Here is a 12,177-nt window from a genome sequence, read left to right on the forward strand (position 1 = left end):
TATGATATTCGCCACCTGCTATAGCGGAATTCCACGTAAAGTTATCTAAATGCACACCCATCATGGTTAATTGCTCGGAAAGTCGCCTAAATTGCACGGGTATCCGGGTTAATTGCACCAACAGTTGACTCAATTGCACGCTTATCCAGATTAATTGCACCAACAGTTGACTCAATTGCACGCTTTTCAGAGTTAATTGCACCAACAAAGACTATAATTGCACTGTCTTTTCCCATAATTGCACCATAACCTGACATAATTGTACCGTCATCCTATATTTGGAAAACCCAAACACTCTTTCTATATAAAATCACTTAGCACTTCTGCCCGGCCGGCACGGCCTGCGGATAGATTTCTGTTGGGTACTTCCCGGTAAAGCAAGCGAGGCACTGACCTCTTGTTTCGCCAGGTTCATTGCGCCCGATTGCCTCAAGCATGCCCTCGACACTCAAAAACGTCAGCGAGTCGGCACCAATCAATTCACGAATCTCTTCGACCGAATGATCGGAGGCAATCAGTTCTTCGCGGGTGGATGTATCAATCCCATAAAAGCATGGATTCTGGATTGGCGGTGAACTGATGACGACGTGCACCTCGGTCGCACCTGCTTCCTTCAGCATCCTAACGATCCTGCGGCTAGTCGTACCGCGCACGATCGAATCGTCCACCATAATGACACGCTTGCCTTCCACAATCCCGCGCACCGGAGAAAGCTTCATTTTCACGCCCTGCTCTCTCAGTGACTGGGATGGCTGGATGAAAGTCCGGCCAACGTAACGGTTTTTGATCAAGCCCATTTCGTATGGGATACCTGATTCCTCTGCATACCCAATTGCCGCGGAGATGCTCGAATCCGGAACCCCTGTTACAACGTCTGCCTGAATTGGCACTTCTTTTGCCAGCTGCTTGCCGAGATTTTTGCGGGCAGCATGGACATTGATGCCATGGATGTTGCTGTCAGGTCTTGAAAAATAAATATATTCCATCGTACAGATTGCCGTGCCCGAGCTCATTGAATACATCTCAGAGTGAAGGCCGTCTGCATCAATCACCAACAATTCTCCTGGAAGGATGTCCCTGACAAACTCCGCACCGACAATATCAAATGCGCAAGTCTCTGAAGCTACCACATAAGCATCGCCAAGGCGGCCCAGCGATAACGGGCGAAGACCATGCGGGTCGAGCGCAACCATCATTTCTGTTTCGGTCATGATTAAAAAGGCGTAAGCACCCTTCAGCATGGGAAGTGCATTTTTCACACGGTCCTTCAGCTGGCTGAAGCCGCCACGCTTGATCAAGTGGGCGAGCACCTCTGTATCAGAACTCGTCTGGAAGATGCTTCCCTGAGCTTCAAGCTGATTCCTTAGCGCATCGGCATTCACTAGATTGCCGTTATGAGCAAGTGCGAGTCCGCCGCTTTGCGATTGAAACAGCAGCGGCTGGACATTTTCATAGCCACTTCCCCCTGCAGTCGCATAGCGGACATGCCCAATCGCGCCCATTCCTTGCAAATCTTCCATGGCATCAGCCGTAAAAATTTCGGTCACAAGGCCTTCGCCTTTTCTACCTCTAAGTTCCTTGCCATCACTCACAACGATGCCAGTGCCTTCCTGGCCGCGATGCTGCAGGCTGTGAAGGCCGTAATAGGTGATTTGTGCTGCCTCGGGATGTCCCCAGATACCAAAAACGCCGCATTCCTCATTCAAGCCTTTTAGTTCAGCAAGCATGGGATGGCTCCTTTCCAGGCCTTTTTCAGCCCTTCCACATTGTGATTGATCACATTCGTGCCGTTCACATCTATTTTCAACACAGGCGCTTCAGCAACTTTTCCGATCAGCACCGCGTCTGTTAAACTCTCAAACTCGATTTGATTCTCTGGTTTTACGGATAAAATAAAGCGGGATTGCGATTCGCTGAACAAGGCGGATATTGCATTTCCTTCTAGTACTACCTCAGCTCCCAACCCTTTGCTGCCGATCACGGATTCAGCAAGCGCCACAGCCACGCCACCCTCTGCGACATCATGCGCAGATGCAACCAGCCCATTTTTAATCGCAGTTAAAATCTGTGCCTGATAGCTGGCTTCCACTTCTAAATCAAGCTCAGGTGCCTTGCCAAAAATCTTGCCATAAACCATTTTCTGCAGCTCACTGCCACCAAACTCATCCTTCGTGTCACCAAGCAGATAAATCAGATCTCCGGCATTTTTAAAATGCTGTGTAGTAACGTGTTTCAAATTCTCAACCAGTCCGACCATGCCGACAACCGGAGTCGGGTAGACAGCCGTTCCATTCGTTTCATTGTATAAGCTGACATTTCCGCCAATTACAGGTGTGCTCAATGTCCGACACGCTTCGCTCATGCCGTCGACTGCTTTTTCAAATTGCCAGAAAATCTCTGGCTTCTCAGGGTTTCCGAAGTTCAGGCAATCCGTGATTGCCAGCGGCTCGCCGCCAGAGCAAACGATATTACGCGCAGCCTCGGCAACGGCAATCTTCCCGCCAGTTTCCGGATCAAGATAGATATAGCGAGAGTTACAGTCTGTCGTCATCGCCAGGCCTTTTTCAGTGCCACGGATTCTGACTACAGCAGCATCCGAGCCAGGTGAAACGACCGTGCTCGTGCGCACCATATGGTCATACTGGTCATAGACCCACTCTTTGCTTGCGATTGTCGGCTGCTGCAGCAATGCCAACAAAGTAGTTTCATAGTTCTCAACTTCAGGTACCTCATTGTTCATGTTCTGGAACTCGCGGAAATAAGCAGGTTCACTGGAAGGCTTGTAATAGACAGGAGCCTCTTCAGCCAGCGCATCAGCCGGAACATCGGCAACAACTTCCCCTTTATGTAAAAGACGAAGCATCTTGTCATCCGTAACTTTTCCAATCGCAACCGCTTCAAGCTCATATTTTGAAAAAAGATCGATGATTTCCTGCTCACGTCCTTTTTCTACGACAATCAGCATGCGCTCCTGGGACTCGGAAAGCATCATTTCATAAGCCGTCATGCCTGTTTCACGCTGCGGCACTAGGTCCAGGTTCATCTCGATTCCTGAACCAGCCTTGCTCGCCATCTCGGCAGATGAACTCGTCAAACCAGCCGCACCCATGTCCTGGATACCAACAAGCGCATCATTTTTCACAAGCTCAAGGCAGGCTTCCAGAAGCAATTTTTCCATGAACGGATCTCCGACCTGAACGGCAGGACGCTTTTCTTCCGATGCCTCATTCAATTCTTCAGAGGCAAAAGTAGCACCATGGATACCATCACGGCCAGTCTTCGCGCCAACGTACATGACGGTATTGCCAACACCATGTGCCTGGCCTTTCTTGATGTCCTCATGGTTGATCAATCCAACGCACATTGCGTTTACAAGCGGGTTGCCTTCATAAGCAGCGTCAAACTGAACCTCTCCGCCTACTGTCGGAATACCGATGCAGTTTCCGTAACCAGCAATTCCTGCTACAACCTGTTCAAACAAATATTTCACCCTTGGTGACTCAAGCTCGCCAAAACGGAGGGAATTCAATAATGCAATTGGCCTTGCTCCCATCGAAAAAACGTCGCGGATGATGCCGCCGACACCCGTAGCCGCACCTTGATATGGCTCGATGGCTGATGGGTGGTTATGGCTTTCGATTTTAAAAACAACCGCCTGGCCATCACCAATATCAACGATTCCTGCGCCTTCACCAGGCCCCTGTAACACACGCTCTCCAGTGACAGGGAACTTTTTCAGAACGGGCTTCGAGTTCTTGTAGCTGCAGTGCTCCGACCACATAACCGAGAACAATCCTGTTTCCGTATAGTTAGGCACTCGCCCAAGAATCTTTTCGGCAGAAGCAAACTCGCTGTCTGATAGTCCCATTTCACGATAAATTTTTTCTTCTTTAATTTGCTCTGGACTTGGTTCAAGCATTAACCGCATTTGCTTCCCTCCATTGTTTGACGATTGATTTGAAAAGCTTCAAGCCGTCTGCGCCGCCAAGCAGCTCGTCGACCGCGCGCTCCGGATGCGGCATCATACCAAGGACATTTCCTTGCTCATTGATGATTCCCGCAATATTTTCAAGGCTTCCGTTCGGATTTTCGCCTTCGTATGTGAACACGATTTGATTATTGGTTTTCAAACGAGACAGCGTCTCTTCATCGCAATAATAGTTGCCCTCACCATGCGCAACCGGAATCGTGATGACCTCGCCCTGGTCGTATCCAGCAGAAAACATCGTTTCGTTATTTTCCACCTTCAGCTCTACCTGCTTGCAAATGAACTTCAGACTTTCATTGCGTCGCATTGCCCCAGGAAGAAGTCCAGCCTCAAGCAAAATCTGAAATCCGTTGCAGACGCCAAGAACAGGTTTGCCAGCTTCAGCCGCTTTGACAACTTCCTTCATGACATTGCTGAACTGGGCAATCGCACCAGAACGCAAGTAATCTCCATAAGAAAATCCGCCTGGCAACAACACAGCGTCATAGTCTTCTAGACTTTCAGCATCATGCCACACATACTCCGCTTCTTCGCCAAGCTCATCTTTTACCGCATGGTACATGTCGATGTCACAGTTCGAACCCGGAAATACGATCACCGCAAACTTCACTGTGCAACAACCTCCTCGACTTCGTACCTGTAGTCTTCGATTACCGGATTCGCCAGCAGGCGCTCGCACATTTCCTTTACGGCTGCGTCAACGTCCTTTACCGACTCGTCGAGAGTAAGCTCCATATACTTGCCGATGCGAACCTCCTGGATGCCTTCATAACCATGTGTCGCCAGTGAATTTTTAACAGCTGTTCCCTGTGGATCCAAAACACTTTCCCTTAACGTGACATACACCTTTACTTTATACATGCAATTGTCCTCCCAATCTCGTTAAAATGGTTTCGTAAGCATCTGTCAGGTTCCCCAAATCGCGGCGGAACACGTCCTTGTCAAGCTTCTGCTGCGTTTCCATGTCCCATAGTCGGCATGTATCTGGCGAAATTTCATCTGCCAGCAAGATCTTCCCGTCTGCACCCTTGCCGAATTCAAGCTTGAAGTCTATTAACCTCACGCCAATCTTTGCAAAAAAACCGCCAAGTACCTCATTGATTTTCAAAGCCTGGGCCTTCAGCTCAGCCACTTCCTCTGAAGTTGCCAAATCCAGCACATCGACATGATCATCGGTGATCAGCGGATCGCCAAGTGAATCATCCTTCAGGTAAAACTCAACGATTGGCCTCGAAAGTTTTTTGCCTTCCTCGACACCAAGCCGCTTCGAAAAGCTTCCAGCAGCAAAGTTCCTCACAACCACCTCAAGCGGAATGATAGTAACTCGTTTTACCAGCTGCTCATTCTCTGAAGTTTTTTCGATAAAATGGGATTGGATTCCCGCTTCCCTAAGCTTCAAGAATAGCAAACTCGTAATCTCGTTATTCAGCCTGCCCTTGCCGACAATCTCCGCCTTTTTCTTGCCATTATAGGCTGTAGCTGAATCCTTGTATTGCACCCTTACTACCCGCTCATCATCCGTTGCGTAAATCCGCTTCGCTTTCCCTTCGTATAACAGCTCTTCCATTTTAACGCCCTCCGATTGAGATAATTAGCAATCTTCAGTCACTTGCAGTTAAAGGAAGGGCAAGGATAACCTCGCCCTCTATTTATGTTGCTTTTTGAAAAATTAAAGACCTAATCGTTCAAAAATCATATCAACATGCTTGATATGGTAGTTGTAATCAAAGCAGTCATCGATTTCCGCTTCGCTCAGCAACCCGGCAATCTTTTCATCCTGTTCGATGAGGCTGCGGAACTGTACCTGCTTTTCCCATGCTTCCATAGCTCTCGGCTGCACTGTATCGTAAGCTTCTTCTCGGGACATGCCCTTGTCGATCAAAGCAAGCAGCACGCGCTGGGAGTAGATCAAGCCAAGCGTCCGGTCCATATTGCGCTTCATGTTTTCCGGGTAAACCGTCAAGTTCTTGACGATATTTCCGAAACGATTCAACATATAATTCAGTGCAATTGTCGCGTCTGGTAAAATAATTCTCTCCGCAGATGAGTGTGAAATATCGCGCTCATGCCACAGTGGCACATTTTCGTATGCTGTCATCATATATCCGCGGATGACCCTCGCCATTCCCGTCATGTTCTCAGAACCAATCGGATTTCGCTTATGCGGCATTGCTGAAGACCCTTTTTGGCCCTTTGCAAAAAACTCTTCAACCTCACGAGTTTCGCTCTTTTGAAGGCCTCGGATCTCCACCGCGAATTTTTCAATCGAAGTGGCAATCAAAGCAAGCGAGGACATATAGAATGCATGGCGGTCACGCTGCAAGGTTTGGGTCGAAATCGGCGCCGGCTGCAATCCTAATTTTTCACAAACATAAGCTTCAACGAAAGGATCAATATTCGCATATGTTCCAACCGCACCGGAAATCTTCCCGAACTCGACGTCGCGAGACGCCATTTTAAACCGCTCAAGGTTGCGCTTCATTTCCTCCAGCCATAGTGCCAGCTTCAAGCCAAAAGTGGTAGGCTCAGCATGAACACCGTGCGTGCGCCCCATCATGACTGTGTTCTTATGTTCTTTTGCTTTATTAGTCAGGATCTCAACAAAGTTCTCAAGATCCTTCAGCAAAATCGCATTCGCCTGCTTAAGCACATAAGAAAGCGCAGTATCAACAACGTCCGTCGAAGTCAGGCCGTAATGGACCCATTTGCGCTCTTCACCTAGTGTCTCAGACACCGCTCTTGTAAAAGCAACGACATCATGGCGCGTCTCTTCTTCGATTTCCTTGATACGGTCGATATCAAAAGAAGCGTTCTCACGCAATTTCTTTACGTCTTCCTTAGGAATCTCCCCAAGCTCCGCCCATGCTTCACATGCAATGATCTCGACCTCGAGCCATGCCTTAAAGCGGTTTTCCTCCGTCCAAATTGCTCCCATTTCCGGTCTTGTATAACGATCTATCATCTCTTTTGTCCTCCGATCATTTCTGCTGCACCTTCCCAGATTCCACTTCTCTCAGCTTCATCAAGCGCGATTTCTACTGTTTCTCGTAAAAGGGTCACATGCCCCATTTTCCGCTTATGTTTGGCTTCCTTTTTGCCGTATAAATGGATTTTCCAATCCTGTAGTCCAGGGATTTTATCCAGTAATAGCTGCTGGTGTTCACCAAGGATGTTTACCATCACAGCCGGTTTCAGCAAGTTCGTACTTCCCAATGGCCAGCCGCAGACTGCCCTGACATGCTGCTCGAACTGCGACGTCTCACATGCTTCAATTGTATAATGTCCCGAGTTATGCGGCCTCGGCGCCAGTTCGTTTATGTAAAGCTCATCATTTTCAGCCAAAAACATCTCCACTGCCAGCGTTCCAACCAACCCTAATGCTGACGCAATTTGTTTCGCTGCCTCTATAGCCTGTGCTTCAGCCTTCATGCTGATTCTTGCCGGAACAATTGTCTGATGCAAAATGTTTTCCTTATGAACATTCTCAGCCACTGGGAATACACTCGTTTCACCATTTGTCCCCCGCGTGATGATCACCGAGATTTCCTTTTCAAACGGAATCCACTTTTCCAGTACACACGCACCCTGGCTGACTAATCTTTCTGCTAAATCGATATCATCAACAGACCTGAGAACCAGCTGGCCTTTGCCGTCATAGCCGCCGCGAGCAGTTTTCAAGACTGCAGGCAATCCTAATTCATCCACACCTGCCCTGACATCCTCCACCTTTGTCACAACTGCGTATGGTGCCACGCGAACGCCCGCTGTCTCAATGTTGTGCTTCTCTTCTATCCTGTCCTGAGTGACCCGCAGCAATTCCGTACCCTGAGGCACATAGGCGTTTTCATTCAACCATTCAAGGGCAATTGCATCTATATTCTCAAACTCATAAGTGATCACATCACTCTGTGCAGATAGCTGCTTTATTTTTTCAAGGTCATCGTAACCGCCGACAATCTGCTCGTCAGCCACCTGGCCGCACGGACAATCTTCGGTCGGATCAAGCACGACCACCCTGAAACCCATCCCTTTTGCCGAGAGCGCCATCATCTTGCCAAGCTGTCCTCCGCCAATAATTCCAATCGTCTCTCCTGGTAAAATCACTTTAGACAAGCTCATCACTGCTTTCCATCACTGACATCTTCGTCTCTTCCCTTAACCGTTCCAATCTTTCAGCAACGTCATTGTCAAAAGCCCCGAGAATCTGAGCTGCCAGCAAACCCGCATTTGTTGCTCCAGCTTTTCCGATTGCTACTGTCGCAACCGGCACTCCGCCAGGCATCTGGACAATCGATAATAATGAATCCAGGCCGTTAAGCGCCTTTGATTGGACTGGCACTCCGATGACCGGCAGAGTTGTCTTCGCCGCTACCATCCCAGGCAGATGTGCAGCGCCGCCAGCCCCAGCGATAATGACTTTGATCCCTTCGTCCCTGGCCTTCTCAGCAAATTCAAACATTAAATCCGGCGTACGGTGGGCTGAAACCACCTTTTTTATATAAGAAACTTCCAGCTGATCCAGTATGTCACACGAATGCTTCATCGTTTCCCAATCCGATTTGCTCCCCATAATGACTGCAACCGTCATCTCTCTAACCTCCCTTTGGAGTATCACAACAAAAAACCCGGATAGACTTCTTCCTCTAAATAGAAGAGAAAGTAGTCTGTCCGGGTGCATACGCAAAGAAATCCATAAGTGAACGCGATTTCTTTTCCCTTCACTTAAAAACTACTTTCCCTCATAGTCCGGCGATTTACGGTTACCGGGTAGAGACTCATGGGCCATATCCCCATTATTATACGAGGGAAAACTAAATTTCACTTTCGACATTTACATATTAACAACTAATTCGACTTATTGTCAATCTATAATCGAACATTAGATAATTTCTATTTTATATTGTTCGTGTTTAGGACTTTAAACAGCTAACGCAAGTCAGCTCTCAATTAACTTCGCTTCAAAAATGATCTGCCTGTCAGCAGGCTCATATTCAACGGTCCCATTCTTTTCAACTTCTTTAAAAATCGGCTTCTCCATCCTGCGGACAGGGGCATAGCCATCCTTCTTCATTCTATTAAGACACTCATCGATTGATTCATGTTCACCGACTTCATACATTTGCTTCTTTTTACCCTTACTCATGAAAACAGCTTTCCTTTCCGTACCGATTTTACCCAGAACCCGCCATGGATCGATTTCGGTTCATACGCGATGATGAATGCCTTCGGATCCAGCTCCTTGATTTTCTCGTACAGCTTCAATTCATATTTTCGCGGCGTTAGAATCTGCATCGCCATCCGGTCGCCCTCAAGTCCATGTGCAGCCCAATCCGTCACACCGTAACCAAGTGCTCGCAAAGCCTTTGGCAGATCCACATCATACTCTTTCGTAATCACATTGATCGTAATATAGCCAAGTGCCAGCTTCTCTTCAATTTTCATCCCGACAATGACACCGATGCCATAGCCGACAGCATACGCAACCAGATTCTGTATCTGATTTAAATTCTCAAGTACCAGGCCAAGCCCAACGACATAAATAACGACCTCAATCGTGCTGAGCCCAGCTGCTAAGTAACGCTGCCCCTTCAACGTCAAGATCATCCTAATTGTAAAAAAAGACACATACACAATATTGATGATTAAGATGATGGCCACCATGACAAAACTATTCTCCAGCATTCAAAACCCTCCAGACATCTCTTCTAATAATCCCTAATGTTCGCATTAAACAAATCACTTGTAAAGCAACTTGCAAAATCCCTAACGAAAAGATTCTTATTTTAAGGTTTCCTTAACCTTATGATTTGAAACTTCTTTACATAAAAATGATGGTGATTGACGAAAGGGCATGGAAAAGGATACCATTTTAAAATAAGAGATTACTGGGAGTTGTTAATATTGTTTTATCGGCGTAAATTCTACATAGTAAAAAATGATTTTGTAGAACCCTTCAATAAGCTTTTTACTAAGATTAACATGCCAAATCAACTGAAGCACGGAGCGAGATTGACAGGAAGATGGATGCTGCCACATGACGAGACAACGACAGAAATATTTGCAATCTGGGAATATGACAGCTATGAGGATTATATAGAAATAGAAAATCATGTTAGAAGCGATAAAGAACATCTACAACGCATTAAAAATTGGTACGAAGAAAATGGCGGGAAGGAGTATGTTCAAAAACAATACTTTGTGAAAGCCAGGAATGAGAAGATATATTCGACAATAGACACTGCAATGACCAAATATTAAATAGCCTAAAAAACCATCAAGCCTGAGTCAATGACGGAAGGCTTGATGGTTTTCATTCATATTTTAAATCGGCTGACCGTATCTTTCATTGTTTCTGCCAATGTTGATAGATTATTGGCCGAAGCTGTTATTTCCTCCATTGAAGCTAATTGTTCTTCCGCAGAAGCCGCTACATTTTGGCTATGCAAGGAAGATTCTTTTGATATAGTCGAGACTTCATTTACGGTTGCGGATACTTCCTCAGTGCTCGCAGACATCTGTTCCGCCGTGGCTGCCATCTCTTCGATTCGTTCACTCATATTTTCCATAGATAAAAGAATCTCCTGGAAGCTTTTTTGAGTATCCTCAACGATTCCCAGGCCGCTAATCACTTCTTTTTTCACCCGGTCCATTGATTGATTTGAGTGTTCCATATCCGTTTGAATATGCTTGATTAAGTCAGATATCTGGGAAGAGGAACTTTGAGATTGTTCAGCCAGCTTCCTGACCTCTGCAGCGACAACCGCAAAGCCCTTGCCATGTTCTCCAGCTCTTGCTGCTTCTATCGCTGCATTTAAGGCAAGCAAATTGGTTTGGTCCGCAATCTCGATAATAACTTTAGAAATGTTCCCTATCTGCCTGGACCGCTCATTCAATGAGCTAATGATTTCCCCTGTCTCGTTAACAGAAGCATGAATCATATTCATCTGACTTGAGGTCTCCTGGACATATCCTCCGCCTTTTTTCGCATGGTCACCAGCTTCCATACTCGATTCAGCTATTAATGAGGAGGTTTCAGCTATGTTGGCGACTCCCTTTGCCAGTTCCTCTAATGCCCTTGCACTTTCCTCAATACCTTGGGTTTGGACATCTGAACCTCCTGCTACCTGCTGAATTGCCTCTGTAATCTGCTCCGTAGCCTTACTTGTCTGTTCTGCACCGGCATTCAGCTCTTCTGATGAAGCAGCTACTTGTTCCGAGGTTTCCAAAACCTCTCTTACCATTGTGCTTAAGCTTTCCTTCATCTTGTTATAACTCTTTGAAAGATCGCCAAGTTCATCGCCACTGTCGTCTTTAACATCTGTTGTAAAATCGCCCGCCCCCGCATTCAGCAGGGCAGTGGAAATTGCCTCAAGTCTTCTTTTCAGATTACGCGTAAACCAGTAGATTCCTATAGAAGCTACTATGACAACTATTATGACTTGAATCAAAAACTTTGTCATAAAAGAAGTTAAGATATTATCAATTGTCTTTTCCGAAGCTCCAACATAAAAAATCCCTATCGCCTTCCCATTTTGATCCATTATAGGTGTATAAGCAGTTTGATAAGAATTTCCAGCAACCTCAGCTTCCCCGTAAAATGCTTTCCCTTGATTTAAAACCACATCGGCAACCTCTTCAGACACCTTCGTACCCACAGCACGCTTTCCTTCAATCATGACGTTTGTGGCTATACGAGTATCTCCTTGAAAAATGGTGACTGTATCACCTGTATCGGCCCCAATTATATCCACTAGCTCATAATTTTCATTAAAAAGTTGCTCGCCCTTAAATAATTGACCATTCCTAATTTTCCACTCACCAGGGAATTTGTTGTTAATATACCGCTCACCTAAAGCCAAATCTCCCTTAGCCTTTTCCACCGCAAAAGCCTTGATTCCCTTTGTAACTTCCTTTGTCACAACCACTCCAATTATTACAGAAAGAATAAGTACAGTGCTTAACACAATCAAATTGATCTTTGTCCCTAATTTCAACTGCACACCAGCCCTCTTTTTCCTCAATACATTGCTCCCCCTTGATGTAAACTGATATTCATTGCATCACAAAAACGAATACAATAAACGCTACTGTTATATCGGAAGAGTTTAGTATTTATGAATTACTTACCAGGGTAATTCATAATTTGGACAAAACTATATGATAAAGGAAAATTTTTCTCTGGAATTTCC

The 12,177-nt window shown here is 46.2% G+C and carries 13 protein-coding genes and 1 riboswitch; of the genes, 1 reads left to right on the forward strand and 12 read right to left on the reverse strand.

What is annotated here, in order from left to right:
* Window positions 1-86: 86 nt before the first annotated feature.
* The 11 genes from TY49_RS24455 to TY49_RS00145 all read right to left on the reverse strand — a co-directional run bounded on the left by TY49_RS24455 (window position 87) and on the right by TY49_RS00145 (window position 9,670).
* Window positions 87-236 carry a hypothetical protein gene (locus TY49_RS24455; protein ID WP_156972564.1) on the reverse strand — a complete coding sequence of 50 codons (150 nt, stop codon included), beginning with the start codon at window positions 234-236 and terminating at the stop codon, window positions 87-89.
* Between the two features lie 78 nt (window positions 237-314).
* The gene (gene purF / locus TY49_RS00100; RefSeq protein ID WP_041963864.1) at window positions 315-1,727 is read right to left on the reverse strand and encodes an amidophosphoribosyltransferase; all 1,413 of its coding nucleotides are present in this window, start codon (window positions 1,725-1,727) and stop codon (window positions 315-317) included.
* A complete protein-coding gene (gene purL, locus TY49_RS00105) occupies window positions 1,712-3,928 on the reverse strand; it encodes a phosphoribosylformylglycinamidine synthase subunit PurL (RefSeq protein WP_041963865.1) in 2,217 nt (738 codons plus the stop codon). The genes purF and purL overlap by 16 nt, the downstream gene beginning before the upstream one ends.
* Window positions 3,912-4,598: a phosphoribosylformylglycinamidine synthase subunit PurQ gene (gene purQ / locus TY49_RS00110; RefSeq protein ID WP_041963866.1), complete on the reverse strand. Its 687-nt coding sequence runs from the start codon at window positions 4,596-4,598 to the stop codon at window positions 3,912-3,914. The genes purL and purQ overlap by 17 nt, the downstream gene beginning before the upstream one ends.
* Entirely contained in the window at window positions 4,595-4,849 is a 255-nt protein-coding gene (gene purS, locus TY49_RS00115) for a phosphoribosylformylglycinamidine synthase subunit PurS (RefSeq protein WP_041963867.1), read from the reverse strand. The genes purQ and purS overlap by 4 nt, the downstream gene beginning before the upstream one ends.
* On the reverse strand, window positions 4,842-5,555 hold the full coding sequence (gene purC, locus TY49_RS00120; RefSeq protein WP_041963868.1) for a phosphoribosylaminoimidazolesuccinocarboxamide synthase: 714 nt from the start codon (window positions 5,553-5,555) through the stop codon (window positions 4,842-4,844). Before purC ends, purS begins: the two co-directional genes overlap by 8 nt.
* 102 nt (window positions 5,556-5,657) lie before the next feature.
* On the reverse strand, window positions 5,658-6,950 hold the full coding sequence (gene purB, locus TY49_RS00125) for an adenylosuccinate lyase (protein ID WP_041963869.1): 1,293 nt from the start codon (window positions 6,948-6,950) through the stop codon (window positions 5,658-5,660).
* Entirely contained in the window at window positions 6,947-8,107 is a 1,161-nt protein-coding gene (gene purK, locus TY49_RS00130) for a 5-(carboxyamino)imidazole ribonucleotide synthase (RefSeq protein ID WP_041963870.1), read from the reverse strand. The genes purB and purK overlap by 4 nt, the downstream gene beginning before the upstream one ends.
* Entirely contained in the window at window positions 8,094-8,576 is a 483-nt protein-coding gene (gene purE, locus TY49_RS00135) for a 5-(carboxyamino)imidazole ribonucleotide mutase (RefSeq protein WP_041963871.1), read from the reverse strand. Before purE ends, purK begins: the two co-directional genes overlap by 14 nt.
* 134 nt (window positions 8,577-8,710) lie before the next feature.
* A riboswitch (purine riboswitch) is annotated at window positions 8,711-8,812 on the reverse strand.
* Window positions 8,813-8,924: 112 nt separating this feature from the next.
* Window positions 8,925-9,131, reverse strand: a complete 207-nt coding sequence (locus tag TY49_RS00140) for an NETI motif-containing protein (protein WP_041963872.1) — start codon at window positions 9,129-9,131, stop codon at window positions 8,925-8,927.
* On the reverse strand, window positions 9,128-9,670 hold the full coding sequence (locus TY49_RS00145) for a DUF2179 domain-containing protein (protein WP_041963873.1): 543 nt from the start codon (window positions 9,668-9,670) through the stop codon (window positions 9,128-9,130). Before TY49_RS00145 ends, TY49_RS00140 begins: the two co-directional genes overlap by 4 nt.
* A 219-nt stretch (window positions 9,671-9,889) precedes the next feature.
* On the opposite strand from TY49_RS00145, the gene TY49_RS00150 reads away from it, so the two are divergent.
* Window positions 9,890-10,246, forward strand: coding sequence for an NIPSNAP family protein (locus tag TY49_RS00150; protein ID WP_041963874.1), 357 nt, complete (start codon window positions 9,890-9,892; stop codon window positions 10,244-10,246).
* Window positions 10,247-10,302: 56 nt separating this feature from the next.
* On the opposite strand, the gene TY49_RS00155 is transcribed toward TY49_RS00150, so the two are convergent.
* A complete protein-coding gene (locus TY49_RS00155) occupies window positions 10,303-12,009 on the reverse strand; it encodes a methyl-accepting chemotaxis protein (RefSeq protein ID WP_041963875.1) in 1,707 nt (568 codons plus the stop codon).
* Window positions 12,010-12,177: the final 168 nt, after the last annotated feature.

Origin of the sequence: Mesobacillus selenatarsenatis SF-1 (assembly GCF_000813125.1) — a bacterium.
GTDB lineage: Bacteria > Bacillota > Bacilli > Bacillales > Cytobacillaceae > Mesobacillus > Mesobacillus selenatarsenatis.

Coding starts and splice junctions, on each gene's coding strand:
- purC (WP_041963868.1), bottom strand. CDS start 5,555: ATGGAAGAGCTGTTATACGAAGGGAAAGCGAAGCGGATTTACGCAACG.
- TY49_RS00145 (WP_041963873.1), bottom strand. CDS start 9,670: ATGCTGGAGAATAGTTTTGTCATGGTGGCCATCATCTTAATCATCAAT.
- TY49_RS24455 (WP_156972564.1), bottom strand. CDS start 236: ATGGGAAAAGACAGTGCAATTATAGTCTTTGTTGGTGCAATTAACTCT.
- TY49_RS00140 (WP_041963872.1), bottom strand. CDS start 9,131: ATGAGTAAGGGTAAAAAGAAGCAAATGTATGAAGTCGGTGAACATGAA.
- purL (WP_041963865.1), bottom strand. CDS start 3,928: ATGCGGTTAATGCTTGAACCAAGTCCAGAGCAAATTAAAGAAGAAAAA.
- purS (WP_041963867.1), bottom strand. CDS start 4,849: ATGTATAAAGTAAAGGTGTATGTCACGTTAAGGGAAAGTGTTTTGGAT.
- purE (WP_041963871.1), bottom strand. CDS start 8,576: ATGACGGTTGCAGTCATTATGGGGAGCAAATCGGATTGGGAAACGATG.
- purB (WP_041963869.1), bottom strand. CDS start 6,950: ATGATAGATCGTTATACAAGACCGGAAATGGGAGCAATTTGGACGGAG.
- purF (WP_041963864.1), bottom strand. CDS start 1,727: ATGCTTGCTGAACTAAAAGGCTTGAATGAGGAATGCGGCGTTTTTGGT.
- purK (WP_041963870.1), bottom strand. CDS start 8,107: ATGAGCTTGTCTAAAGTGATTTTACCAGGAGAGACGATTGGAATTATT.